Annotated in this window: 23 protein-coding genes; 7 read left to right on the forward strand and 16 right to left on the reverse strand. The window is 68.6% G+C overall.

Annotated features, from left to right (window positions below; genetic code table 11):
• Window positions 1-44: 44 nt before the first annotated feature.
• From GR316_RS09490 to GR316_RS09500, 3 genes are read left to right on the forward strand one after another with little or no spacing between them, the layout of a single operon-like run.
• Entirely contained in the window at window positions 45-1,388 is a 1,344-nt protein-coding gene (locus tag GR316_RS09490) for a TldD/PmbA family protein (RefSeq protein WP_211783687.1), read from the forward strand.
• Window positions 1,375-2,142: a 3'(2'),5'-bisphosphate nucleotidase CysQ gene (locus GR316_RS09495; protein ID WP_211783688.1), complete on the forward strand. Its 768-nt coding sequence runs from the start codon at window positions 1,375-1,377 to the stop codon at window positions 2,140-2,142. Before GR316_RS09490 ends, GR316_RS09495 begins: the two co-directional genes overlap by 14 nt.
• Complete coding sequence (locus GR316_RS09500) at window positions 2,139-3,266, forward strand: TIGR03862 family flavoprotein (RefSeq protein ID WP_211783689.1); 1,128 nt, start codon at window positions 2,139-2,141, stop codon at window positions 3,264-3,266. The genes GR316_RS09495 and GR316_RS09500 overlap by 4 nt, the downstream gene beginning before the upstream one ends.
• On the opposite strand, the gene GR316_RS09505 is transcribed toward GR316_RS09500, so the two are convergent.
• The 4 genes from GR316_RS09505 to leuS are packed head-to-tail and all read right to left on the reverse strand — an operon-like array spanning window position 3,250 to window position 8,035.
• Window positions 3,250-3,948: a hypothetical protein gene (locus GR316_RS09505; RefSeq protein WP_211783690.1), complete on the reverse strand. Its 699-nt coding sequence runs from the start codon at window positions 3,946-3,948 to the stop codon at window positions 3,250-3,252. The genes GR316_RS09500 and GR316_RS09505 overlap by 17 nt on opposite strands.
• A gap of 58 nt (window positions 3,949-4,006) precedes the next feature.
• Window positions 4,007-5,026 (reverse strand): DNA polymerase III subunit delta, encoded by a 1,020-nt coding sequence (gene holA, locus GR316_RS09510; RefSeq protein ID WP_211783691.1) that lies wholly within the window; start codon window positions 5,024-5,026, stop codon window positions 4,007-4,009.
• Entirely contained in the window at window positions 5,023-5,517 is a 495-nt protein-coding gene (gene lptE / locus GR316_RS09515; RefSeq protein ID WP_211783692.1) for an LPS assembly lipoprotein LptE, read from the reverse strand. Before lptE ends, holA begins: the two co-directional genes overlap by 4 nt.
• Window positions 5,504-8,035 (reverse strand): leucine--tRNA ligase, encoded by a 2,532-nt coding sequence (gene leuS / locus GR316_RS09520; RefSeq protein ID WP_211783693.1) that lies wholly within the window; start codon window positions 8,033-8,035, stop codon window positions 5,504-5,506. The genes lptE and leuS overlap by 14 nt, the downstream gene beginning before the upstream one ends.
• A gap of 184 nt (window positions 8,036-8,219) precedes the next feature.
• On the opposite strand from leuS, the gene GR316_RS09525 reads away from it, so the two are divergent.
• Window positions 8,220-9,245 (forward strand): LLM class flavin-dependent oxidoreductase, encoded by a 1,026-nt coding sequence (locus GR316_RS09525; RefSeq protein ID WP_211783694.1) that lies wholly within the window; start codon window positions 8,220-8,222, stop codon window positions 9,243-9,245.
• Here the strand turns inward: GR316_RS09525 and GR316_RS09530 are convergent.
• Genes GR316_RS09530 through hspQ form a run of 3 tightly spaced genes read right to left on the reverse strand, consistent with a single transcriptional unit; the run spans window position 9,242 to window position 10,667 of the window.
• On the reverse strand, window positions 9,242-9,889 hold the full coding sequence (locus tag GR316_RS09530; RefSeq protein WP_211783695.1) for a pseudouridine synthase: 648 nt from the start codon (window positions 9,887-9,889) through the stop codon (window positions 9,242-9,244). The two genes, GR316_RS09525 and GR316_RS09530, sit on opposite strands and share 4 nt — an antisense overlap.
• Window positions 9,886-10,338, reverse strand: coding sequence for a GAF domain-containing protein (locus GR316_RS09535; RefSeq protein WP_211783696.1), 453 nt, complete (start codon window positions 10,336-10,338; stop codon window positions 9,886-9,888). Before GR316_RS09535 ends, GR316_RS09530 begins: the two co-directional genes overlap by 4 nt.
• Entirely contained in the window at window positions 10,338-10,667 is a 330-nt protein-coding gene (hspQ, locus tag GR316_RS09540) for a heat shock protein HspQ (protein WP_211783697.1), read from the reverse strand. The genes GR316_RS09535 and hspQ overlap by 1 nt, the downstream gene beginning before the upstream one ends.
• 160 nt (window positions 10,668-10,827) lie before the next feature.
• On the opposite strand from hspQ, the gene GR316_RS09545 reads away from it, so the two are divergent.
• Window positions 10,828-11,409 carry a transglycosylase SLT domain-containing protein gene (locus GR316_RS09545; protein ID WP_211783698.1) on the forward strand — a complete coding sequence of 194 codons (582 nt, stop codon included), beginning with the start codon at window positions 10,828-10,830 and terminating at the stop codon, window positions 11,407-11,409.
• On the opposite strand, the gene GR316_RS09550 is transcribed toward GR316_RS09545, so the two are convergent.
• The 4 genes from GR316_RS09550 to GR316_RS09565 all read right to left on the reverse strand — a co-directional run bounded on the left by GR316_RS09550 (window position 11,406) and on the right by GR316_RS09565 (window position 17,765).
• On the reverse strand, window positions 11,406-12,011 hold the full coding sequence (locus GR316_RS09550; protein WP_211783699.1) for a LolA family protein: 606 nt from the start codon (window positions 12,009-12,011) through the stop codon (window positions 11,406-11,408). The two genes, GR316_RS09545 and GR316_RS09550, sit on opposite strands and share 4 nt — an antisense overlap.
• A 107-nt stretch (window positions 12,012-12,118) precedes the next feature.
• Complete coding sequence (locus GR316_RS09555) at window positions 12,119-15,145, reverse strand: DNA translocase FtsK (RefSeq protein WP_211783700.1); 3,027 nt, start codon at window positions 15,143-15,145, stop codon at window positions 12,119-12,121.
• 3 nt (window positions 15,146-15,148) lie between these two features.
• Window positions 15,149-16,333, reverse strand: coding sequence for an aminotransferase class I/II-fold pyridoxal phosphate-dependent enzyme (locus GR316_RS09560; protein ID WP_211783701.1), 1,185 nt, complete (start codon window positions 16,331-16,333; stop codon window positions 15,149-15,151).
• A 103-nt stretch (window positions 16,334-16,436) separates the two neighbouring features.
• On the reverse strand, window positions 16,437-17,765 hold the full coding sequence (locus tag GR316_RS09565; protein ID WP_211783702.1) for an amidase: 1,329 nt from the start codon (window positions 17,763-17,765) through the stop codon (window positions 16,437-16,439).
• Between the two features lie 75 nt (window positions 17,766-17,840).
• Here GR316_RS09565 and GR316_RS09570 point away from each other — a divergent pair, with 75 nt between their 5' ends.
• Window positions 17,841-19,055 (forward strand): FAD-dependent monooxygenase, encoded by a 1,215-nt coding sequence (locus GR316_RS09570; protein ID WP_211785180.1) that lies wholly within the window; start codon window positions 17,841-17,843, stop codon window positions 19,053-19,055.
• On the opposite strand, the gene GR316_RS09575 is transcribed toward GR316_RS09570, so the two are convergent.
• From GR316_RS09575 to GR316_RS09595, 5 genes are all read right to left on the reverse strand, one after another.
• Complete coding sequence (locus GR316_RS09575) at window positions 19,056-19,235, reverse strand: Trm112 family protein (RefSeq protein ID WP_211783703.1); 180 nt, start codon at window positions 19,233-19,235, stop codon at window positions 19,056-19,058.
• Window positions 19,232-19,873, reverse strand: coding sequence for an LON peptidase substrate-binding domain-containing protein (locus tag GR316_RS09580; RefSeq protein WP_211783704.1), 642 nt, complete (start codon window positions 19,871-19,873; stop codon window positions 19,232-19,234). The genes GR316_RS09575 and GR316_RS09580 overlap by 4 nt, the downstream gene beginning before the upstream one ends.
• Window positions 19,874-19,912: 39 nt before the next feature.
• Window positions 19,913-20,818: a thioredoxin gene (gene trxA, locus GR316_RS09585; RefSeq protein ID WP_211783705.1), complete on the reverse strand. Its 906-nt coding sequence runs from the start codon at window positions 20,816-20,818 to the stop codon at window positions 19,913-19,915.
• A 44-nt stretch (window positions 20,819-20,862) separates the two neighbouring features.
• Entirely contained in the window at window positions 20,863-21,651 is a 789-nt protein-coding gene (locus tag GR316_RS09590) for an exodeoxyribonuclease III (protein WP_211783706.1), read from the reverse strand.
• Between the two features lie 133 nt (window positions 21,652-21,784).
• The gene (locus tag GR316_RS09595; RefSeq protein ID WP_211783707.1) at window positions 21,785-22,471 is read right to left on the reverse strand and encodes a response regulator transcription factor; all 687 of its coding nucleotides are present in this window, start codon (window positions 22,469-22,471) and stop codon (window positions 21,785-21,787) included.
• 155 nt (window positions 22,472-22,626) lie between these two features.
• On the opposite strand from GR316_RS09595, the gene ribA reads away from it, so the two are divergent.
• Window positions 22,627-23,688 carry a GTP cyclohydrolase II gene (gene ribA, locus GR316_RS09600; protein WP_211783708.1) on the forward strand — a complete coding sequence of 354 codons (1,062 nt, stop codon included), beginning with the start codon at window positions 22,627-22,629 and terminating at the stop codon, window positions 23,686-23,688.
• The last annotated feature ends 9 nt before the right edge of the window (window positions 23,689-23,697 follow it).

Consider the following 23,697-nt stretch of genomic DNA (forward strand, 5'->3'; position numbering starts at 1 on the left):
GCGCCCTGCCGAGGCATTACCTCGATGGGGCAAAGGAGACCCCGATGACCGAGACGCTGGAGACGCTGACCACCCGCCTGCTGGATGCGGCCAAACGGGCGGGGGCCGATACCGCCGATGCGCTGGCCATCGACCAGAGCGCCACCGGCATCGACATCCGCGCCGGCGCGCTGGAGCAGGCCGAACGGGCCGAGGCGATCGAAGTGGGCCTGCGCGTCCTGATCGGCGGGCGTCAGGCCTGCGTGTCGGTGTCCGATCTGTCGCAGAGCAGCTTTGCCATGGCCGCCGAACGCGCCGTCGCCATGGCGCGCGAGGCGCCGGAAGATCCCTATGCAGGCCTTGCCGATCCGTCGCAACTGGCGCGCGGCTGGGATCTTGCCGCCCTTCAGATCGCCGAGGACGCGGAGGAGCCGACCGCTGCCGCCCTCGAAGAGGATGCCCGCCGCGCCGAAGCTGCGGCCCTTGCCCATCGCGGCATCGTGCAGGTGGAGGCTTCGGCCTCCTACAGCCGCCGGGCGGTGCATCTGGCGGCGACCAACGGTTTTTCGGGCGGCTATGCGCGCACCTCGCGCTCCGTCTCGGCGGTGGCCTTCACCGGCGAAGGGCTGGGGATGGAGCGGGACTGGGCCGCCGAATCCCGCATCTTCCAATCGGACCTTCCGGGCGCGGGCGATGTGGGCGCGCTGGCGGGCGAACGGGCGCTGGCCCGCGTCGGCGCGCGGCGTCCGCGCACCGGCGCCTTCCCGGTGATCTATGACGAACGCGTGGCCTCCAGCCTGATCGGGCACTTGCTGCAGGCGGTGAACGGGGCCGCGGTCGCACGCGGGTCGGGCTGGCTGCGCGACCGGCTGGGCGAGGCGGTTCTGCCGGCTGGCCTGTCGGTGATCGAGGATCAGGCCCGCCCCCGCGCCACCTCCTCGCGCCCCTTCGATGCCGAAGGGCTGCCATCTAGCCGCCGCGCGATCGTGGAGGATGGGATTCTGACCGGCTGGACGCTGGATCTTGCGACGGCGCGCAAGCTGGGGATGACCAGCACCGCCTCGGCCTCGCGCGGGCCGATGACCCCTCCGGGGCCGGCCACCTCCAATATCGACCTGACGCCTGGCACCCGCAGCCGCGATGCGCTGATCGCCGAAATGGGGACGGGCCTGCTCGTCACCTCGCTGATCGGATCGTCGATCAACGGCACCACGGGGGATTATTCGCGCGGCGCCTCCGGCTTCTGGGTGGAGAACGGGGAGATCCTGTATCCTGTGAACGAGCTGACGATCGCGGGCAATCTGCGCGACATGCTGATGCGGATCATTCCGGCGAACGATGCGCGCGCGCATCTGTCCACCCGCGTGCCCAGCCTTCTGGTCGAGGGTCTGACCCTTGCCGGATCGTGAGCTTCTGACCCACGCGGCCCGCGCCGCCGGGGCCATCGCCCTGCGCTTTTGGAAACGCGATCCGCGCGTCTGGGAAAAGCCGGACGACCTCGGCCCCGTGACCGAGGCCGATCTGGCCGTGAACGATGCGCTGGAACGCGATCTGCGCCGCGCCCGCCCCGATTACGGCTGGCTTTCCGAAGAAAGCGCCGATGACGCCCGCCGCCTGACGGCGGAGCGGGTGTTCATCGTCGATCCGATCGACGGCACCCGCGCCTTTCTGGCCGGAGAGGACACCTTCGCCATATCGCTCGCCGTGGCCGAGCGGGGGGCGGTCCGGGCTGCTGCGGTCTATCTGCCCGCGCTCGATCGGATGTACGAGGCCGATGCCGCCTGCGTATTGCGCGATGGCCGCACGATCCGGGCCAGCGCCTGCGCGGGGATCGAGGGGGCCTCGCTCCTGACGACGCGGCCGAACCTGATGCCGGAGCATTGGCCGGGCGGGGTGCCGCAGCTTCGGCGCAGCTTCCGATCCTCCATCGCGTTCCGGATGTGCCTCGTGGCCGAAGGGCGGCATGACGGGATGCTGTCGCTGCGCGACAGTTTCGAGTGGGACATCGCGGCGGGCGATCTGATCGCGCGGCGGGCCGGGGCGATGGTCAGCGATCGGACCGGCGGCGCGCTGGCCTTTAACCGTCCGCGCCCGATGGCACCCGGGGTTCTGGCGGCCGCGCCGGGGCTGCATTCCGCCCTGATCCGCCGCCTGACGCCATGACGGATGCGCTGGTGATCGGCGCAGGCCCCGCCGGCCTGATGGCCGCCGAGGAGATGGCGCGCGGCGGCCTCAGCGTCCTCGTGGCCGAGCAGAAGCCCTCGGTCGCGCGCAAGTTCCTGATGGCGGGGAAATCCGGGCTGAACCTGACCAAGGACGAACCGGCCGAGACATTCCGGGCGCAGTTTCCGGCGTGGATGCACCCGATGCTGGCGGATTTCGGCCCGGCCGGGGTGATGGATTGGGCGCGGTGCCTTGGACAGGAGGTGTTCACCGGATCGTCGGGGCGGGTGTTTCCGCGGGCGATGAAGGGCTCGCCGCTGCTGCGGGCATGGCTGACGCGGCTGGACGGGCTGGGGGTGCGGATCGAGACGCGCTGGCGCTGGACGGGTGCGGGCTTCGACACGCCCGGCGGGCCGCGCCGTCTGGAGGCGCCGGTGCAGGTGCTGGCGATGGGCGGGGCCAGTTGGTCGCGCCTTGGCAGCGACGGCGCATGGGCGGCCCGGCTGGGCGTTCCGGTCGCACCCTTCCAGCCGGCGAATATGGGTGTGCTCCGGACATGGTCGGCGCATATGGCGCCGCATCTGGGCCAGCCGATCAAAGGCGCGCGCATCCGCGCGGGCGATCTGGAGGCGCGGGGCGAATTCGTCCTCTCGGCCCGCGGGCTGGAGGGCGGGGGCATCTATGCCGTCAGCCGCGCCCTGCGGGATGGCGCGCCGCTGATCCTCGATCTGCTGCCGGATCGCAGCGCCGCCGATATCGCGGCGCGCTTGGCGGGCAAGGGCAGCATCGGCAACCGCCTGCGCAAGGTGGGCCTGTCGCCCGCCGCCACCGCGCTGGTGCAGGAGGTGGCGCGCCCGTTGCCGGATGGGGCGGCGCTCGCCGCGCTCTTGAAGGCGCTGCCGGTGCCCCATGACGGGCCGCGCCCGCTGGACGAGGCGATTTCCGTCGCGGGCGGGATCCGTGCCGAGGCGCTGGGCCCCGGCCTCGAACTGATCGACCGGCCCGGCACCTTCGCCTGCGGCGAGATGCTGGACTGGGAGGCGCCGACGGGCGGCTACCTTCTGACGGGTTGTCTTGCGACCGGCCGCTGGGCCGGCCGCGCCGCGCTCAGAGTCCGGGGATGATGGCGAGGACGCCGCGGCTGCCGAACATCGTGTCGCCCGTGCGGCCGAAATGCATCGTCGCGTTCAGGCCGACATAGCCCTGCGATCCGTCCACCTCGTCCATGTTGCTGTCGAAGGTGCCCAGTTCGGCCCCGACCGACCATTGCGGGGCGATCATGTAATCGGCGGTCACGGCCACTTTGCGCGCGTCGATGCCGCGCACGTTCACCGTGTCATAGGCAAGGCCCATGTCGAAGACCGGCGTGAGGAAAGCCTTGCCCGAGATGCCGGCGATGCCGCCGTCCCAATCCGTATTCTCGCCGCGGCCAAGATAGAGCTGCGCCGACCAGCCTTCGCCCGACTGGCCCAGTTCGAACCCGTAGTAATCGCGCGTGCTCTCCAGCTTTTCCTTGCCGTAGAAGACGCCCAGATCGGCCGGGCCGTTGTGCCAGATGCCGTGCAGGGTGGCGTGATGCTCGGTATCGTCGAGTTCGTGGAACTTCGACACGCCCAGATCGACCTGAACGCTGAAATCCGGGGTCAGGGCCAGTTCGGCCGAACCTTCGAGGCCATGGCGCTTCAGGTCCGACTGGTCCAGCATCTGCGAATAGCCGAGGCTGACCGTACCGCCGGTCAGTTCCACGGCCATGGCGGGGGAGGCCACAGCCAGCGCGACGGCGCCGGCGGTTGCGAGGGTCTTCATGTCACTGCTCCGTTTTATCGTCTTTTGGGGCGATGTTACTCCCTCCGCCCCCGGCGCGCTACCGCCGCATCATGGAGAGGCGGATCAGCGCCCGCTCCATCACGGCCATTTGTGGGGCGCGTGATGCCGAACGCAGCGTCATGTCGGTATCCACCAGCAGCGAGAGTGCCTGTTCCAGCCGGTGCATCCCCCAACCCGACGCCTGACGCAGCATCCGGTCGCGCCGGGGGCCATAGACGGGCGGGCGCATCCGGGCGATTCCCTCGCTTGCGCCGCCGGGATGGCTGGCGGCGGCGTGCAGGGTGCGGAAATGGCGCAGCGCCGCGATGCACAGGGCCACCGGCTGCACGCCCTGTCCCTCCAACCGGCGCAGCAGGGGGGCGATGCGGTCAGCGCGATGCTCGGCGGCGGCGTGCAGGATCTCGTCCACCTCCGCCTCTTGGGTGGCGGGGGCGAGGGCGGCGACCTCTTCGGGCGTCAGCGGCGCGTTGTCGCCCAGTTTATAGAGGGCGATCTTCTCCACCGTCTGGCGGAAATCGCCGGGATCGAGGGCGCGGGCCAGCGCGGCAAGGTCGGTCATCGCGGCGGGGTCCATCGCGGCCAGCCCGGCGCGGCGCAGGATGTCCTCGACCTCTTCGCGGCTGGGGGGATCGTCGTAAAGGCCGATGCAGACCATGCGGGGCGACGGCTCGAACACCTTGCGCAGCGCCGATTTCGCGGCCAGCCCGCCCGCCGTGGTGATCAGCTGCGCATCGCCCGCCTGCCAATCGGAGAGCGCCTGCGCGACGGCCGGGGCATGGGCATCGCCCGCATCCTCCAGCAGCACCACGCGCGGGCCGGGGAAGAAGCCGGTCGCCCGCAGCGCATCGGACAGCATAGCCGGATCGCGGCGCAGATCGGCGGCGGACATGCGCGTCAGGCGCATCTCGGCCTCGCCCTCGGGGCCGATCAGGGCAGCGATCACCTCTTGGCGGCGCAGGGCGACGCGCATCGGATCGGCGCCGAAGATCAGCAGGCCCGTCTTGCCCGGATCGGGACGCGCGAAATAGCGCGCGGCCTCGGCGCCCTTCAGGATCATGGTGCCCAGCGGCTGGCCGTTCCGACCAGTTGCGTCACGATCTGATCGGCCAGCATCCGCATCAGGCGGTATCCGGCATCCTCTTCGGCCGAGAGGCCCGCCACCGTCGATCCCGTGGCGGAATAGGAGGTGAAATTGCGCGCGACGCCGCCCGTGACGCGCTCGCCCGTGGCATGGTCGATCACGCCCCAATCGATCGTGCCGATGATGCTGTAGCGGGTATAGGTGTTGTCGGTCTGAAGGCCCACGCTCTCCACCGTGGTGGTGATGCGGTAGGTCAGATCGTAGCGCGCCTCCTTCGGCTTGCCGAGCCGCTCCTCCATCCGCTCCACGAAGTCGAAGGCGTTCTTGTCGGAGGGTTCGGCAAGGCGGATCGTGCCCTGAAGCCCCGCCGCCGGGCCGTTCGGCGCATAGGCGGGGGTGAAGCCGCAGGCCGCCAGCCCAAAGCCGAGGCCCGACAGCAGGAGGGTGCGGCGATCAGGCGACGACATTGACGATCCGCCCCGGCACGACGATCAGCTTCTTCGGCGCGGCCCCATCGAGGAAACGCTGCACCGTCTCATCGGCGAGCACCAGCGCCTCGATCTCGGCCTTGGGCATGTCGGCGGGCACGGTCAGTTCGGCGCGCCGCTTGCCGTTGATCTGGATCGGCAGCGTGACCTGATCCTCCACCAGAAGGGCGGGGTCGGCCTTGGGCCACGGGGCCTGCGCCACCAGCCCTTCGCCGCCCAGCATGTGCCACAGATCCTCGGCAAGGTGCGGAACCAAGGGCGAGAGGAGTTGTGCCATCACCGTCATCCCGCGGCGGCGGGCCGGGGCCCCGGCGGTGCTACGCGACAGGGTGTTGGCGAATTCATAGAGCTTGGCGACCGCCTTGTTGAAGGCGAAGCCCTCGATCCCTTGGGTCACATCGGCGATGGCGCGTGCGGTGGCGCGATCCAGCGCGGCATCCTGATCGTTCGGGGCCGCGTCGTCGCGCGCGATCTCATCGGCGATGCGCCAGACGCGGGCGAGGAACTTCGCCGCCGCCTCGGCGCCCGAGGCCGTCCATTCCACGTCCCGTTCGGGCGGGCTGTCGGACATCACGAACCAGCGGGCGGTGTCGGCGCCATAGGTGCCGATGATGCTCATCGGATCGACGACGTTCTTCTTGGATTTCGACATCTTGGCCGACGGGATCACCTCCACGGGTGTGCCGTCGCGGGTGCGCCCGTCCACGATATCCTCGGGCAGGTGATAGACGGGGCGGTTCTGCGCGTCCCGCGTCATGTAGATCTCGTGCGTGACCATGCCTTGGGTGAAGAGCGCGTTGAACGGCTCCTGCGCCGTCGCGGGCAGATGGCCGGTGCGGTGCATCGCCCGGCAGAAGAACCGCGAATAGAGCAGGTGCAGAATCGCATGCTCGATGCCGCCGATATACTGGTCCACGTTCATCCAGTAGTCGGTCTCGTCGCCGGTGGGGGTGGCGCTGTGCGGAGCGGTGAAGCGGGCGAAGTACCACGAGCTGTCCACGAAGGTGTCCATCGTGTCCGTCTCGCGCCGGGCGGCGGCACCGCAGACGGGGCAGGGCGTGTCGCGCCATGTCGGATGACGGTCCAGCGGGTTGCCGGGCTGATCGAAGCTGACATCGTCGGGCAAGCGGACGGGCAGGTTCTCCTTGCGCTCGGGCACGACGCCGCAGCTGTCGCAATGCACGACCGGGATCGGGCAGCCCCAATAGCGCTGACGGCTCAGCCCCCAATCGCGCAGGCGGTAATTGGTGACGCCGTGACCGACGCCGTTCTCTTCGCAGAAGGCGATGGCGGCGGCGACGGCGGCCTCGCCCGTCTGTTCGGCCTCGCCGGCGAAACCGCGGATGTAGCGGACGGTGTCGGTCTTCGGCGGCGCGAAGGCACCGGGGGGGATGCCCGCATCCAAGGGTTGGAACACCGGCTCGATCGGCAGGCCGTACCGCTGCGCGAATTCGAAATCGCGCGCATCATGGGCTGGGCAGCCGAAGATCGCGCCGGTGCCGTAATCCATCAGGATGAAGTTCGCGATATAGACCGGCAGTTCCCATGAGGTGTCGAACGGGTGGCGCACCTTGATCCCGGTGTCGAGGCCGCGCTTCTCCGCCGTTTCCAGCGCCTCGGCGGAGGTGCCGATCCGGCGGCATTCGGCCACGAATTCGGCCACGCGCGGATCGTGCCGTTCCAGATGGCGGGCAAGGGGGTGATCGGGGCTGATGGCGGCGAAGCTTGCGCCCATCAGCGTGTCGGGCCGGGTGGTGTACACCTCCAGCCGGTCGAACCCGTCCGGCGCATCGACGGTGGAAAACGCGAATTGCAGCCCGCGCGATTGGCCGATCCAGTTGGCCTGCATCAGGCGCACCTTTTCGGGCCAGTTCTCCAGCCCGTCCAGCGCCTGCAAGAGATCCTCGGCAAAGTCGGAGATGCGGAAGAACCACTGCGTCAGTTCCTTGCGCTCCACCGCCGCGCCCGAACGCCAGCCCTTGCCGTCGATCACCTGCTCGTTGGCCAGAACCGTCATGTCCACCGGGTCCCAGTTGACCTGCGCCGACTTGCGATAGACGAGGCCCGCCTCCAGCATGTCGAGGAACATCGCCTGCTGCTGGCCGTAATATTCGGGATCGCAGGTGGCGAATTCGCGGGTCCAGTCGATGGACAGGCCCAGCGGCTTCATCTGGTCCTTCATCACCGCGATATTGGCATAGGTCCAGTCCTTGGGATGGCCGCCCTGTTCCATCGCCGCATTCTCGGCCGGCATGCCGAAGGCGTCCCAGCCCATCGGATGCAGCACCGAAAAGCCGCAGCTCGCCTTATAGCGCGCGACGACATCGCCCATGGTGTAGTTGCGCACATGGCCCATGTGGATGCGCCCCGACGGATAGGGGAACATCTCCAGCACATAGTATTTCGGGCGGGCGTCGTCCTTCTTCGCAAGGAAGACGTCGGCCTTGTCCCATTCGGCTTGCCACTTCGGTTCGGACTGGGCGGGAGTGTAGGACATGCGGCGAGCCTTCTTCGCGGGTGTTGCGCCTACAGGAGTTACACGCATGCCGCCGATCCGTCCAGACGGGGGGCGGCGCCGCGGGCGGGCCTGTGCGGCGGCGAACATCCGGCCTGCGCAAAGGTGCGTTGCGCAGGCCCGGGCGATACCCATCTTTTGCCGGGACAGGACAGGGGGATTCGCCATGGAACTGGAACTCGGCCTCGACACCTTCGGGGACATGACCAACACGCCGGACGGCCGCGCCAAGACCCATGCGCAGGTGGTGCGCGACGTGGTGGAGCAAGGGGTGCTGGCCGATGCGGTCGGCCTCGACGTCTTCGGCATCGGAGAGCATCACCGCGAGGATTTCGCCATCTCCGCGCCCGAGGTGGTGCTGGCCGCCATCGCCGCGCGCACGGGGCGCATCCGCCTCGGCTCGGCGGTGACGGTGCTGTCCTCGGACGATCCGATCCGCGTCTTTCAGCGCTTCTCCACGGTGGATGCGGTGTCGGGGGGGCGGGCGGAGGTGATCCTCGGCCGCGGCTCCTTCATCGAGAGCTTTCCGCTCTTCGGCTACGATCTTGCGGATTACGAACGCCTCTTCACCGAAAAGCTGGATCTCTTCACCCGCCTTTCCCGGGAGCGGGAGGTGAGCTTTTCCGGCTCGATCCATCCCGGCCTCGTGCGCCAGCGCGTGTTCCCGCCGGTCGAAGGCGGGGTGCTGAAGACGTGGATCGGTGTCGGGGGCAGCCCCGAGTCGGTGGTGCGGGCGGCCCATCACGGGCTGCCGATGATGCTGGCGATCATCGGCGGCGCACCGGCGCGGTTCCGGCCCTTCGTCGATCTCTATCACCGCATCCGCGAAGAGGCGGGCCAGCCCCGGCTGCCGATCGGGCTGCATTCCCCCGGCCATGTCGCCGCAACCGATGCCGAGGCGCGCGATCAGTTCTTCGACGGCTTTCGCATCATGCACGGCCTCGTCGGGCGCACCCGCGGCTGGAGCGAGCTGCGCCGCGAGGATTTCGACCGCGAATGCGATCGCGGCTCCCTCTATGTCGGCAGCCCCGAGACGGTGGCGCGCAAGATCGCCGCCACGGTGCGGGCGCTCGATGTGTCGCGCTTCGATCTGAAATATTCGGGCGGGCCGGTGCCGCATGAATGGTCGATGGAGGCGATCCGCCTCTATGGCGAGAAGGTCGCGCCGATGGTGCGCGATATGCTGGCCTAGAACGGGACGGGCGCGGCGAAGGTCTGGCTGCGCCCGGTGCCGGGATGGCGGATGCGCAGCGTTTCGGCATGCAGCATCAAGCGCGGATGTTCCCGCGCCGCGCCTTCGGCATAGAGGGGATCGCCGAGGATCGCATGCCCCGTCTCGCGCATGTGCACGCGCAGCTGATGGCTGCGCCCGGTCAGGGGCATCAGCGCGACGCGCGTGGTGTTCCCCTCATGGGCCAGCACTTGCCAATCGGTCTGGGCAGGCTTGCCCGCCGCGTGATCGACATGCTGGCGGGGGCGGTTCGGCCAATCGACGATCAGCGGCAGATCCACGCGGCCCGTCTCCGGCTCCAGCCGCCCATCCAGACGCGCGGCATAGACCTTGCGCGTCAGGCGTTTTTCGAACTGCTGCGAGATGTCGCCCTGCGCCGCCTTGTCCCGGGCAAAGACCATGACCCCCGAGGTGTCGAGGTCCAGCCGGTGGATCAGCAGGATGTCGGGAAACTCGGCCCGCAGGCGCGCGATCAGGCAATCGGCCCGATCCTCGCCGCGCCCCGGCACCGACAGAAGGCCCGGCGGTTTGTCCACGACCACGATCCGGTCATCCGCATGGATCACCCGCAGGGGCGTGTCCGGCGGATCGTAGACGAAGCTCACTCGGCGTTCCGGAAGATGCGGGCCATGATCTCGCTCAGCCGGTCGGCATCGGTCTGATCGAAGGCCGCCGCAGTGTTGCTGTCGAGATCGAGCACCCCCAAGAGCTGCCCCGCGCCGTTCCACACCGGCAGCACCAGTTCGGACCGCGTGGAGGAGGCGCAGGCGATATGGCCGGGGAAGAGATCCACATCCGGGACGATCTGTGCCGTGCCCGTGCGCGCAGCCGCGCCGCAGACGCCGCGGCTGAACGGGATCACGAGGCAGCCATGCCCGCCCTGATAGGGGCCGATCTTCAGCATCTCCGGCCCGGTGACGCGGTAGAAGCCGGTCCAGTCGGAGAGCGGGTGCGCGTGATGCAGCTCGCAGGCGACGGTGGCCATCAGGGCGACGGCATCCGTTTCCCCGTGGCAAAGCGCGTCGAGCGTGGCGGAAAGCGTATCGTAATCCATCAATTCATCTGCACCTGAAGCGGATAGAAGCCATCCGCGAAATCGCCGAACATTTCGGGCACGTCGGGGTGATCCACCGGCTCGCCCGTCTCGTCGGGCACGAGATTGCCTTCGGAGACATAGGCGACATAGTAGCTCTGCTCGTTCTCGGCCAGAAGGTGATAGAAGGGCTGGTCCTTGGCGGGGCGGTTGCCTTCGGGAATGGATTCGTACCATTCCTCGGTATTGGCGAACACCGCATCCACATCGAAGACGACACCACGGAACGGATGCTTCCGATGGCGGAGCACCTGACCCAATGTGTACTTGGCCTCGGTTCTGACGGTCATGCAGGCTCCTTTCGGCACAGGGGCATAGCGCGGCGGGCGGGCGGAGTCCACGCCGATCGGCGCTGCTGCGCCGTCATCACGTGAATCTCAGTCTCCGGGCATTTCCCTGCCCGGCATTTCGCCCTAGACTGCGAAAAAATATAAAACGTACGAGGGGCAAATGAGCAGGTTTCTCCGTGCGTCGATTCTCTTGCTGTTGCTGGCCTCGTGTGGCGGCGGTAATTTTTCGGCGCCCCGCGATCTCGATAACGCGTGTAGCATCGTCAGCCAGCGGCCCGATTACTGGCGCGCGATGAAGGCGAGCGAGCGGCGCTGGGGCGTGCCGGTGCATGTGCAGATGGCGACGATCCATCAGGAATCGGGCTTCGTCGGGAATGCCCGTACCCCGCACAAATACCTTTTGGGCATCATCCCGATGGGCCGCGTCACGACCGCCTACGGCTACAGCCAAGCGCTGGACGGCACATGGGACGATTACGTCAAGGAAACCGGCAAACGCCGCGCCCGGCGGGACCGGATCGACGACGCGACCGATTTCGTCGGCTGGTACATGAACAAGTCCAGCCAGACGCTCGGCATCTCCACATGGGATACGACCAACCAGTACCTTGCCTATCACGAGGGGCGGGCGGGCTTTGCGCGGCGCAGCTATGCCGCGAAACCGTGGCTGGTTTCCGTCGCCGCGCGGGTGTCCGCGCGGGCAGAGCGGTATCGCCAGCAGCTTGCCAGCTGCAAGGGCTAGAGCCCGCGGCGCTGGGCCTCCAGCGGGATCGAGAAGAGCGAGGAGCCGAGGCTGACGCCCGTCTCCAGCTCGCCCAGAATCACCGTCGTCTTGGCGCCGGCATTGTCGGTGATGATCCACTGACGCAGCTGCGTCGGATTGGCGGTGAAGATCATGTCGATGGAGCCGTAATCGGGGTGGTCCGGATCCTGCGCCACCACATGGGTCGCGCCGTCCTGTTCGGTATGGGCCACCACCATGCGGGCGCGGGCAAGGTCCACGTTCTGTTGCAGGATGATCGACAGGGGCGTGCGCGACAGCGGATACTGTTCGGGCGACTGGTTCGATTTGGCGTCGAACACGGCCACTTGGCCGCCGCCCGCCATCACCACCGAACGGTCGGGCTTGGCATATTCGAAGCGCACCCGCCCCGGGCGGTGGATCATCACCTCCCCGGTGGAGACGGAGCCGTCCGGATTCACCTGCGTGAAATCCGACTGCGCCGTCGTCAGCGCGTTCAGATAGCGCGAGATTTCGGACAGGGGGAGCTTCTCGGCTGCTGCGGGCAGCGCAAAAAGGGTGACGGCGACGGCCGAAGCCAGAAGGGTGCGAAACGGTTTCATGCCCCGATATCTAGGGCTGGATGGATCACCGTTCCAGTGCCATGCGATCACCGTTGCGCCAGCGCGCCCCGCATGAAGAAGGGGCCTCGCGGCCCCTTCTTTTCGTTTCATTGCTCCGGCAGCAGGATGTCGCGTTTCCCGACATGGTTGGCGGGGGTGACCACGCCGTTATCCTCCATCTGCTCAACCAGCTTGGCGGCCTTGTTGTAGCCGATGCCGAGCTTGCGCTGGATGTAGGAGGTGGAGCATTTGCGATCCTTGGCGACGACCGCCACGGCCTGATCGTAAAGCGTATCTTCGCCGTCGGTGTTGCCGCCGAGGCCGAGCACCGCGTCGATGTCGGAGGCCACGTCGTCCTCCGGCCCCTCGACCACGCCCGACATGTATTGCGGCGGCCCGAAGGATTTGAGGTGGTTCACGATCTCCTCCACCTCTTCGTCGGAGACGAAGGGACCGTGCACGCGGTGGATCTTCGATCCGCCAGCCATATAAAGCATGTCGCCCATGCCCAGAAGCTGCTCGGCCCCTTGTTCGCCGAGGATGGTGCGGCTGTCGATCTTGGAGGTGACCGAGAAGCTGATCCGCGTCGGGAAGTTCGCCTTGATCGTGCCGGTGATGACATCGACCGAGGGGCGCTGCGTGGCCATGATGAGGTGGATGCCCGAAGCCCGCGCCATCTGCGCCAGACGCTGGATGCAGGCCTCGATCTCCTTGCCCGCGACCATCATCAGGTCGGCCATCTCATCGACGATCACGACGATGAAGGGCAGGGCGACGGGCTGGAACTCTTCGGTCTCGAAGACCGGCTCGCCCGTATCCTCGTCGAAGCCGGTCTGGATGGTGCGCTTGAACATCTCGCCCTTGTCCAAGGCTTCGCGCACGCGGCCGTTATAGCCTTCGATGTTGCGCACGCCCATCTTGGACATCTTGCGATAGCGTTCCTCCATCTCGCCGACGACCCATTTGAGGGCGACGACCGCCTTCTTGGGATCGGTGACGACGGGGGACAGCAGATGCGGGATGCCGTCATAGACCGACAGTTCCAGCATCTTGGGGTCGATCATGATCAGGCGGCATTCCTCGGGCGTCAGCTTGTAGAGGAGCGACAGGATCATGGTGTTGATCGCCACCGACTTGCCCGACCCGGTCGTCCCCGCGATCAGCAGGTGCGGCATCTTGGCAAGGTTGGCCACCACGGGATCGCCGCCGATATCCTTGCCCAGCGCCAGCGGCAGGCGGTGCCCGCCATCGGCGAAGTCGCGGCCCGACAGGATCTCGCGCAGGATCACCTTTTCGCGGTGCACGTTCGGCAGTTCGATCCCGATCACCGTGCGGCCCGGCACCGTGGAGACGCGGGCCGACAGCGCCGACATCGACCGGGCGATGTCATCGGCCAGACCGATCACGCGGCTGGCCTTCAGGCCGGGCGCGGGTTCCAGTTCGTACATGGTCACGACGGGGCCGGGGCGCACGCTGACGATCTCGCCCTTCACGCCGTAATCGTCGAGGACGGATTCCAGCATCCGGGCGTTCTCCTCCAAGACCTCGGGGGCTTGGGGGGCGCGGCGGATCGTGGCCGGATCGGCCAAGAGCGACATGGGCGGCAGTTCGTATTCCGCCTCGGCCGGGCGGGCGGGCGCGGGGCGCTGGGCGCGCGGCACCGCCGCCTGCGGGGCAGGGGAGGGGGCCCGGGACAGCGGCGCGGCATCGAGCTGCTCTTCGGGCCAGTCGTCCTCGTCGGCGGCATAGGCCTCGAGATCGAGCTGCTCGGCCCAGTAGGCATCGTCCTCCGCCTCGGAGACTTGGGGTAGGCTCCGCTCCTCCTCGAGGCGCTGGCGCGCGGTGGTGACGGGTTCGTCCTCCAGCTCCGGCAGGATGTCGGGCGCCCGTTTCTTCATCGGGGGTTCGGGCGGCAGATCCATCGGCTGGCGGGCGCGGCGGGTGTCGGCGATCAGCGGCTGGGGCGATTTGCGCCGTCCGGCCACGGGCGGCTCGCGCCGCTGCTGCACCGCCGCCGTCACCGGAGAGATCGGCCCCGCCGATTGATGCGCGCGGGTGCGGATCACGTCCGAAATGCGGGCGCGGATCCGGTCTTCGGGCAGATCGTCCTCTTCGGTGATGTCGGGCTCCGGCTCGGGGGCGGGTTCCACGACGCGGCGCACCATCTGCGCGCCGCGGGCCAGCAGGCCCATCGGGGCGGGCTGGGCCTCGGCCTCGCGCTGGGGGGCGCGCAGGGCGTCGGGGCGGCCCCATGCGGGCACGCGCGGTTCGGGAAGCTCGATCTCCTCCTCGGCGGGGCGGGGGGCAAGGCGGGCACCAAGGCCGCGCATCGCGCCGCCCAGCGTGCCGAGGCCGCGGCGCGGCGCATCCACCGGGGCGGGCTCGGCCTCTTCCTCGACCAGCATGTCGTCGTCCCAGCGGGGGGCGGCGGCACGGGCGCGGCGGCGTTCCTGCATCTCGGCGGCCATGCGGGCGGCCCCGTTCGCCGAACGGCCCAGCAGCGTCAGGATCTGCGTATAGGTCAGGATCAGCCCCACCAGCAGGAAGCGTGCGATGCGCCGCAGCTCGGTCAGATCGAAGCCGGTGACGAACAGCATGATGACCAGCAGCCCTGCACCCAGCAGAAGCGATGTCAGCTTCAGCCCGATCCCCATCGGCAGGGGCAGGATGCGCAGAAGCGTCGCCAGCGCGGTATCGCCGAACAGCCCGCCAAGGCCGAACGTCTCCTGCCAGTCATGTCCGGGCGCGTGGGTGGAGGCGAACATCGCCGCCGCCGCCACGGCGACGACCCCGAAGATCGTCCGCCCCACGGCCCGCTCGGACCCGCGATGCAGCGCGAACCGCGCGCCCCACGCCCCGAGGATCGCCGGGATCGCCCAAGATCCCTTGCCCACCACCACCATCAGCGTGGAGGCGATGGCCGCACCGAACGCGCCCAGCGTGTTCTGCACCGGCTGGTCGCTTTCCACCATCCAGCCTTTGTCATGCGGGGAATAGCTTCCCAGCATCAGCACGAACAGCAGCGCCAGAAGCATCAGCCCCACGCCCAAGAGCTCGCGCCCCCGGCGCTGAAGCATCTCCTGCGTGTTTTCGTCCAGAAGCGGGTCGCGCTGCCTGACGTGATAGGATGCCATCTCTCAATCCTCCCCGTAGAGGCAGTCGCGCAGCCGTTTCAGCCCGCGTTGCGTGTCGTCGGCGGGGGCGACCAGCGCCACCCGAATGAATCCGCGGCCGGGATTGCTCCCGTCCGCATCGCGCGAAAAATAGGCCCCCGGCACCACGCGGATGCCGGCCTCGGTCCAGAGTTTCAGCGCCGCAGCCTCTCCGTCCGGGACGGGAAGCCACAAGAAGAACCCGCCCTCGGGGGGGTGGCAGCCGGGAATGTCGCCAAGGACGGCCTCGGCGATCGCGAACTTCTGCTGATAGAGCGCGCGGGAGGCGTCCACATGCGCCTCGTCGCGCCACGCCCGCTCCGACACCACCTGCAGCGGCAGCGGGATCGGCGCACCGGCGAAGGCGCGCAGCTGGCGGATGCGGGCCATGCCCTGCGCCCCGCCCGCCACGAAGCCCGACCGCAGCCCCGGCAGGTTGGAGCGTTTGGAGAGCGAGTTGAACATAAACACCCGCTCGGGATCGGCACCGACCTCTTGGGCCACGTCCAGAAGGCCGGGGGGCGGTGCCTCGCGCCAGATCTCGGAATAGCATTCGTCCGACAGGATGCGGAAATCGTGCTTTTCGGCCAGCGCCAGCAGATCGGCCAGATAGGCGCGGCTGGCCACGGCGCCCTGCGGATTGGCGGGCGAGCAGATATAGGCCACCGTCACCCGATCCAGAAGCGCGGGCGGCAGGGCGGCGTAATCGGGCAGGAATCCGGTCTCGGCGGTCGCGGGCACATGCACCGGCTCGGCCCCGAGGGCGAGGGCGGCCATGGTATAGACCTGATAGAAGGGGTTCGGCATCAGGATCGCCGGGCGCTGGCCGTTCTTCGTCTCGGGCGACAGGGCAAGGGCGGCGTTGAACAGCCCCTCGCGCGTGCCGTTCAGCGTCATCACCCGCGACGGGTCCAGCGTCACGCCGTGGCGGCGCGCGATCCAGCCGGCGATCGCCTCCAAGAGCGCGGGCGAGCCGTCATTGGGCGGATATTTCCCGAAGCCCGCCATATGTTCGGCCAAGAGCGGGGCCACGAAATCCGGCATCGGGTGCTGTGGCTCCCCGATGGTCATGTTCATCACCGCGCCCCCGGCGGGATGCGGGTCCAGAAGCGCGCGCAGACGCGGAAACGCGTATTCGGGTAGGCTCGCGAACCTATCGGGTAATTGCATCGACTGCCTCGTGATTGGGATCTGACGTCCCTTTTGCAATCACGATAGCGGGTTGCGCCGCGCGGGTCCAGAATAAGGCCGACCCGCTGCACGATTCTGCCGGTCAATCCCGCAGGGCGGCCTCGGCGGCAGTTCCAAGGCGCAGAAGGCGGTCCTCCTGCCCCGGCGCGCACATCAGCGACAGCCCGCAGCCTGGCTCTCCCGCCGGAATCGTCAGCGCGCAGAGGCCGAGCATGTTGCCGATGCGGGTGTTGCGCAGGGCCAGCAGATTCTCGGTCGCGTAATAGTCGGGATCGGACAGGAGCCGGTCGGCATGGGGCGGCAGGATCGCGGCGGTGGGCAGGATCACGGCGTCGAAACCGGCCGTCGCCTCTCGCCACGCCGCGCGTATGGCGGCAAGGCGGCGGGTATGGGCGATGTAATCGGTGGCCCGCACCTCGCGGCCCGCAAGGAAGCGGTCGCGAATCGGGGGGAACATCAGATCGCCGTCCTCGGCGATGCGCTCGCCCCAGATGGCATAGGCCTCTGCGGTCATCAGCGCGCCGGAAAAGGCCATCGCCTCGTGCAGCGGCTCAAAGCGCAGGGGGCGCAGATCGGCGCCGGATTCGGTCAGGCGGGTGGCGGCGGCCTCGAAGGCGCGGGCCGGGGCGGGGCGCAGATCGTCCTGCGCGACCGTTTCCAGCACGCCGAGACGCAGGCCCGTGCAATCGCTGCCCGAGAGATCGGGGGCCTTGCGCCCTTCGAGCGCGGCGAGGATCAGCGCGCAATCCTCCACGCTGCGGGCCAGCGGGCCGACGGTATCGAGCGTTTCGCAGAGCGGCACGAGGCCCTGCGTCGGAAGGCGGCCATGCGTCGTCTTGAGGCCCACCAGATCGTTCCACGCCGCCGGAACCCGGACCGAGCCGCCGGTGTCGGACCCGAGCGCCGCCGGGGCAAGGCCGAAGGCCACCGACGCCGCCGCCCCCGAGGACGAGCCCCCCGCCACCGCCGCCGGATCGTTCACGTTCGGCGAGGTCGCTGTGACGGGGTTCAGCCCAAGGCCGGAAAAGGCCAACTCGCTCATATGCGTCTTGCCGAGGCAGATCAGCCCCGAGGCAGTGCCCGTCGCCACGATCGGGGCGTCCCGGTCCGGCACGCGGCCGCGCAGCAGCGCCGATCCGGCCTCGGTCGCGATGCCGGCGGTGTCGAACAGGTCCTTCCAACTGACCGGTACCCCGTCGAGCGGGCCGCGCCGCCGCCCATCCTTGGCGCGGGTCGCGGCGGCCAGCGCCTCGTCGCGGGCGCGTTCGGGGGTCAGGCGGGCATAGATGCGTTCGCCCTCGGGATGCGCGGCGGCCGCCTCGAGGAACGCCTCGGTCAGTTCCACCGCATTGATGCGCCCGGCTTGGATCTCTCGTCCAAGTTCGGCCGCCGTTCGCGTGCGCCATTCCATACCGCATCTCCCTGCTGTCGGGGGGCAGGCTACCTGCCGGGAGGTGGATGGACAATCCCGTCCCGGCCCCGCTACATCTCGGACATGAACGATGTCCTGATCATCGGCGGCGGCCTCAACGGTCTTCCTCTGGCACTGGCGCTGGCCCAGGGCGGGCTGGGGGTGACGGTGGTGGACGCGCGCCCCGCCCCCGCCCGCGCGGGCGCCGATTTCGACGGCCGCGCCTATTCGCTGGCGGCGGCCTCGCGCAGGCTGTTGCAGGCGGTCGGCGTCTGGCACCGGGTGGAGGCATTGTCCCAGCCCATCCTGCGCATCCGCACGGCGGGCGCGCGGCCCATCCTCGGCCCGTCGCCCTTCGTGCTGACCTTCGACAGCGCCGAGATCGAGGATGCGCCGATGGGCAGCATGCTGGAGGATCGTTTCCTCTATGCCGCGCTGCACGAGGCCGTCTCCGAAGAGCCGCGCATCCGCCTTCTGTCCGGCGAAACCGCCGCCGCCCAAGACGAAGGCCGCGTGCAGCTTGCGTCGGGGGAATGGCTGTCCGCGCGGCTGGTGATCGCCTGCGACGGGCGCGGCAGCGGCATGGCCCGCCGCGCCAACATCCGCCGCACGGGCTGGAGCTACGATCAGACCGCCCTCGTGACGGCGATCGAGCATGAGCGTCCGCATGGTGGCGTCGCGCATCAGATCTTCCTGCCGGCCGGGCCGCTGGCGATTCTGCCGCTGCCGGGCAACCGGTCCTCCATCGTCTGGAGCGAGGCGAACGCCGTCGCCGCAGGCGTGCAGGCGTTGCCGGAGGAGGAATACCGCATGGCGGTGCAGGCGCGGCTTGGCGATATGCTGGGCGCGGTGCGGCCGGTGGGCACGCGCTTCGCCTATCCCCTGTCGCTCAGTCTGGCCGAGCGGTTCGTGGCGCCGCGCCTTGCGTTGGTGGGGGATGCGGCCCATGGGGTGCATCCCTTGGCGGGGCAGGGGCTGAACCTTGGTCTCCGCGATGTGGCGGCCTTGGCGGAAACGGTGATCCGCGCCGCCCGCCGGGGCGAGGATCCGGGCGCGCCGGATGTGCTTGCGCGCTACGAAGCGTGGCGCCGCCCCGAAACGCGGGCCATGGCGCTGGGCATGGATGCGATGAACCGGCTCTTTTCCAACGACAACCCGCTGCTGCGGCTGGGCCGCGATCTGGGGCTGGGGGCTGTCAACGCGCTGCCGGGCCTGCGTCGTCCGTTCATCAGGCAGGCGGCCGGGCTGTCGGGGACGCTGCCCGTGCTGCTGCGGGGCGAACGGCCCTGATCACTCCAGCTCGCGCGCCTCGGTCGTCAGCATGATCGGGATGCCGTCGCGGATCGGAAAGGCCAGATTCGCGGATTGGGAGATCAGCTCCTGCCGCTCGGCGTCATAGGACAGGGTGGACTGGGTCACCGGGCAAACCAGCGCCTCCAGCATGCGCCGGTCGAAGGTGGTATGGCTCATTGCAGGGTATCTCCGTTCAGGCCGCCGCGCAGGGCGAATTCGATCAGCGTCACCAGCGTCTCACGCCGCGTGGTCAAGGAGGGCGCTTCCAGAAGGGCCTGCTTGTCCTCGGGCGGGAAGGGGCAGAGCATGGAGAGCGAGTTGATCAGCAGTTCCTCGTCGGCGTCGCGCAGGCTCGACCAGTCGGTCGCCAGTTCCATCGCCTCGAAATAGCGCGACAGCGCCGCCATGAAGACATCGCGGTCGAAGCGCTTGTCCTCCTCCGCGCCGCCAAGATCGCGGGTGAAGCTGGACCAGTCCACCTTGGCGCGGCGATAGGGCTGGAACCCCTCCACCTCCGCGCCGAGGCGGAAGCGCGAAATGCCGGTGAGGGTGACCATGTAGCGGCCATCCTCCGTTTCGGAAAAGCCCGTGAGGCGCCCCGCGCAGCCGATGGCGTGCAGACGCCCCGCCGCGGCGGGCCCTTCGCGCGGCTGGATGATTCCCACCAGCCGCTGGGGCGTCTTCATCATATCCTCCAGCATCTGAAGATACCGCGGCTCGAAGATGTGCAGCGGCAACCGGGCGCGCGGCAAAAGCAGCGCACCCGCGAGCGGGAACATGGGGATCGTGTCGGGCAGGTCGGCAGCCTTCATCATGAAGCCGGACCTAGCCCGCCGCGCGGCCGGGAAAAGGCATCAGACGAAGATCATCGAGGACAGTTTGCGCCGTCCCTTCAGCACGATCGGATCCTGCGGCTTCAGCGCATCGAAGATGGTGAAAAGCTGGGTCCGGGCCGCACCGTCATTCCACTCGCGGTCGCGGCGGAACAGGTCGAGAAGCTCGTCCACCGCATCCTCCACCTTGCCCGAGGCATGAAGCGCCTGCGCCAGATCGAAACGGGCCTGATGATCGTTCGGATCGGCCTCCACGCGGGCGCGCAGTTCGGCCTCGGGGCCGGCGCTGGCGGCTTGGCGCGTTAGCGCGATCTGGGCGCGGATGGCCTCCAACTCGGCGCTGGCGGCGATCTTGGCGGGGGCGGCGGTGGCCATCGCCTCAGCCTGATCCAGATCGCCGACCGCCAGCTGGCACCGCACGAGGCCCGCATAGGCCCCGGCATTCTCCGGCTCCTCCTCCAGAATGGCGGCGAAGGTTTCGGCGGCATCGGTCACGGCACCTTCGGCCAGCATCGCCTCGGCAGCTTCCAGCGCCTCGGCAAGGCCGCCATCACCGCCCATCGCGGCCAGCTTGTCCACGAAGGCCTTGATCTCCGACTGCGGCAGCGCGCCTTGGAACGCATCGACCGGCTGGCCTTGGAAGAAGGCATAGACGGTGGGAATGGACTGCACGCGCAGCTGCGCCGCGATGCGCTGGTTCTGATCGACATCGACCTTCACCATCCGCACCTTGCCCTTGGCGGCAACGACCGCCGCCTCCAGCGCCGGGCCGAGCGTCTTGCACGGGCCGCACCAGGGGGCCCAGAAATCGACGATCACCGGGACCTCGCGGCTTGCCTCGATGACGTCCTGCATGAACGTCGCTTCGCTGCTGTCCTTGATCAGGTCGTCGGTGGGTGCTGCGGGGGTATCGCCAAGACCGAACATCTGTGCCTCCGTGGTGGGTTGGTGCCTATATGCTCACGCGGCCGTCAAAGGTCAAAGGTCGCGAAGACGGGAACGTGATCCGAGGGCTGTTCCCAGCCCCGCACGGGGCGCAGGACGCGGCTGGAATGGCCGGCGGCGGCGATGTCGGCCGTGGCCCAGACGTGATCGAGCCGCCGCCCCTTGTCGGCCGCGTTCCAGTCCGCCGCGCGGTAGGACCACCAGCTGTAGAGCTTGCCCTCGGGGATGTCCTTGCGGGTGATGTCCACCCAGGTTCCGGCCTCCTGCGCCTCGGCCAGATGCGCCACCTCGATCGGGGTATGGCTGACGATCTTCAGAAGCTGCTTGTGGCTCCAGACGTCGTCTTCGCGCGGGGCGATGTTCAGATCGCCCACAAGGATGGATTTCGCGGGCCGCTCGGCGCGGGCCCAGTCGCGCATCTCGGTCAGATAATCCAGCTTCTGGCCGAACTTCACGTTCACCTCGCGGTCGGGCACATCGCCCCCCGCCGGGACATAGCAGTTGTGGATGGTGACGCCGTTCTCCAGCACGCCCGCGACATGGCGCGCATGGCCGAGGGCGGCGAAATCGCGATCGCCCGCATCCGTCAGCGGCAGGCGCGACAGGATGGCGACGCCGTTATAGCCCTTCTGCCCCCGCGCCACGATCCAGTTGTAGCCAAGCGCCCGGAACCGATCGAGGGGGATCTTCTCCACCGGGCTCTTGCATTCCTGCAGGCACAGCACATCGGGAAGCTCCTCGGCCAGAAGGCGGCTGACGAGCCCTTCGCGCAAGCGGACGGAGTTGATGTTCCAAGTGGCGAGCGTGAACGGCATGGGGATCTCCTTTGCCGCCGCATTAGCCATAAAAAGAGGCCGGGCGAAAGCCCGGCCCTAGGTCCAACAGGGAGGTGTCGCGTTGCCGCGACACGCCTCAGATAGGTGTCGCGGTTGGCGGAGCAAGGGGCGATCAGGCCACGAGCCGATATCCGCCGCTTTCGGTGACCAGAAGGCGCGCATTCGAGGGGTCCGGCTCGATCTTCTGGCGCAGACGGTAGATGTGGGTTTCCAGCGTGTGGGTGGTAACGCCCGCATTGTAGCCCCAGACCTCGTGGAGCAGCACCTCGCGCGGGACGACGCCTTGCGTCGCGCGATAGAGGAACTTGAGGATGTTCGTCTCCTTCTCCGTCAGGCGGATCTTCTTGTCGCGGTCATCGACCAGAAGCTTCTGCGAGGGGCGGAAGGAATACGGGCCAAGCTGGAAGACGGCATCCTCGGACTGTTCATGCGTGCGAAGCTGGGCGCGGATGCGGGCCAGAAGGACGGGGAACTTGAAGGGCTTGGTGACATAATCGTTCGCACCGGCGTCGAGGCCGAGGATCGTGTCGGCATCCGTGTCATGCCCCGTCAGCATCAGCACCGGGCATTTTACGCCCGCCTTGCGCATCCGGCGGCACAGCTCGCGCCCGTCGGTGTCGGGCAGGCCGACATCGAGGATCACCAGATCGTGGTGCCCGCCTTTGGCCTTCTCCATGCCATCGGCCCCGGTCGCGGCTTCGAACACGTCGAAATCCTCGGTCATCACAAGCTGCTCGCTCAGCGCTTCGCGCAGATCATCGTCGTCGTCGACAAGCAGGATTTTCTTCAAGGCTGCCATCTGGCCCTCCGATCACTCGTTCGCGATGGACATGCGGGCCGGCGCGCGGGGCGGCAAGGAATGCGACAAAGCTTCACGCGGACGTGTCCGAGGCGAAGGTTTTGTTTCAAAATATCGCGGCCCGCGCTATCTCAGGCGGGCAAGAAGGAGCCGCCATGCTGTCGCTGACCATCACCGAACGCCTTGCCCGTGCGCGCAGCGACCTGCGCCTTGGTCTGCCCGTCGCGATCACGGGCGAGCGGACCGTTCTCGTCGCCGCGGTGGAGGCGCTGGGCCCGGACCGGCTGGAGCAGATGCGCGCCCTCGGCCCGCTGGTCCTTGCCATCACGCCGCGCCGCGCCGAAACGCTGAAGGCCCGCGCCTATGACGGCGATGTGGCGCGCATCGCGGTGGGGACGGCGCCGCTGTCGTGGCTGACGGCGGCGGCGGACCCGGCCGGGGATCTCGCCTCGCCGATGAAGGGCCCGTTCGAGACGCTGCGCGGCGGGGATGCTGCGGCCCACCGCGTGGGCGTCGCGCTGGCGAAAACGGCGCAGCTTCTGCCCGCCATCGTCGCCGTGGAGGCCGCCTCTTGCGAGGGGCTGACCACGCTGCCGGCCGCCGCCGCGTTGGACGCGCTGGCGCGCGAGCCGCTTCTGGCCCCCGTGGTGTCGGCGCGCCTTCCCATGGCCGCCTCCGAAGCCGGGCGCGTGCACATCTTCCGCCCCGAGGACGACACCGCCGAGCATTACGCCATCGAGATCGGACGCCCCGACCGCGATGCGCCGGTTCTGGCGCGGCTGCATTCGGCTTGCTTCACCGGGGATGTGCTGGGCAGCCTGAAATGCGACTGCGGCCCCCAGCTTCGGGCCGCGCTGGCCGAGATGGGGGCACAGGGGGCGGGCGTGCTCCTCTACCTCAATCAGGAAGGGCGGGGGATCGGGCTGGCGAACAAGATGCGCGCCTATGCCCTGCAGGATCAGGGATTCGACACGGTGGAGGCCAATCACCGGCTGGGCTTCGAGGATGACGAGCGCGATTTCCGCATCGGAGCGGGCATCCTGCGCGAGATGGGGTTCGGCGCCGTCCGGCTGCTGACCAACAACCCCGCCAAGATCCGCATGATGGAGACGCATGGCGTCAAGGTCGTGGAGCGCGTGCCCCTCAAGGTCGGGCAGACGGCGCAGAATGCAGGATACCTTGCGACGAAGGCCCTGAAATCGGGGCATCTGCTGTGACGGCACCCC

Origin of the sequence: Falsirhodobacter algicola (assembly GCF_018279165.1) — a bacterium.
Classification (GTDB): Bacteria; Pseudomonadota; Alphaproteobacteria; order Rhodobacterales; family Rhodobacteraceae; genus Falsirhodobacter; species Falsirhodobacter algicola.

Coding starts and splice junctions, on each gene's coding strand:
- holA (WP_211783691.1), bottom strand. CDS start 5,026: ATGATCCTGAAGGGCGCCGAGGCCGCGCGCTATTTCGCGCGTCCCGAT.
- GR316_RS09575 (WP_211783703.1), bottom strand. CDS start 19,235: ATGAGCCATACCACCTTCGACCGGCGCATGCTGGAGGCGCTGGTTTGC.
- GR316_RS09595 (WP_211783707.1), bottom strand. CDS start 22,471: ATGGCAGCCTTGAAGAAAATCCTGCTTGTCGACGACGACGATGATCTG.
- leuS (WP_211783693.1), bottom strand. CDS start 8,035: ATGTCCTACACTCCCGCCCAGTCCGAACCGAAGTGGCAAGCCGAATGG.
- GR316_RS09500 (WP_211783689.1), top strand. CDS start 2,139: ATGACGGATGCGCTGGTGATCGGCGCAGGCCCCGCCGGCCTGATGGCC.
- GR316_RS09580 (WP_211783704.1), bottom strand. CDS start 19,873: ATGATGAAGGCTGCCGACCTGCCCGACACGATCCCCATGTTCCCGCTC.
- lptE (WP_211783692.1), bottom strand. CDS start 5,517: ATGTCGTCGCCTGATCGCCGCACCCTCCTGCTGTCGGGCCTCGGCTTT.
- GR316_RS09565 (WP_211783702.1), bottom strand. CDS start 17,765: ATGGAATGGCGCACGCGAACGGCGGCCGAACTTGGACGAGAGATCCAA.
- GR316_RS09550 (WP_211783699.1), bottom strand. CDS start 12,011: ATGAAACCGTTTCGCACCCTTCTGGCTTCGGCCGTCGCCGTCACCCTT.
- GR316_RS09535 (WP_211783696.1), bottom strand. CDS start 10,338: ATGGATTACGATACGCTTTCCGCCACGCTCGACGCGCTTTGCCACGGG.
- GR316_RS09560 (WP_211783701.1), bottom strand. CDS start 16,333: ATGCAATTACCCGATAGGTTCGCGAGCCTACCCGAATACGCGTTTCCG.
- GR316_RS09590 (WP_211783706.1), bottom strand. CDS start 21,651: ATGCCGTTCACGCTCGCCACTTGGAACATCAACTCCGTCCGCTTGCGC.
- trxA (WP_211783705.1), bottom strand. CDS start 20,818: ATGTTCGGTCTTGGCGATACCCCCGCAGCACCCACCGACGACCTGATC.
- GR316_RS09545 (WP_211783698.1), top strand. CDS start 10,828: ATGAGCAGGTTTCTCCGTGCGTCGATTCTCTTGCTGTTGCTGGCCTCG.
- hspQ (WP_211783697.1), bottom strand. CDS start 10,667: ATGACCGTCAGAACCGAGGCCAAGTACACATTGGGTCAGGTGCTCCGC.
- ribA (WP_211783708.1), top strand. CDS start 22,627: ATGCTGTCGCTGACCATCACCGAACGCCTTGCCCGTGCGCGCAGCGAC.
- GR316_RS09505 (WP_211783690.1), bottom strand. CDS start 3,948: ATGAAGACCCTCGCAACCGCCGGCGCCGTCGCGCTGGCTGTGGCCTCC.
- GR316_RS09525 (WP_211783694.1), top strand. CDS start 8,220: ATGGAACTGGAACTCGGCCTCGACACCTTCGGGGACATGACCAACACG.
- GR316_RS09555 (WP_211783700.1), bottom strand. CDS start 15,145: ATGGCATCCTATCACGTCAGGCAGCGCGACCCGCTTCTGGACGAAAAC.
- GR316_RS09490 (WP_211783687.1), top strand. CDS start 45: ATGACCGAGACGCTGGAGACGCTGACCACCCGCCTGCTGGATGCGGCC.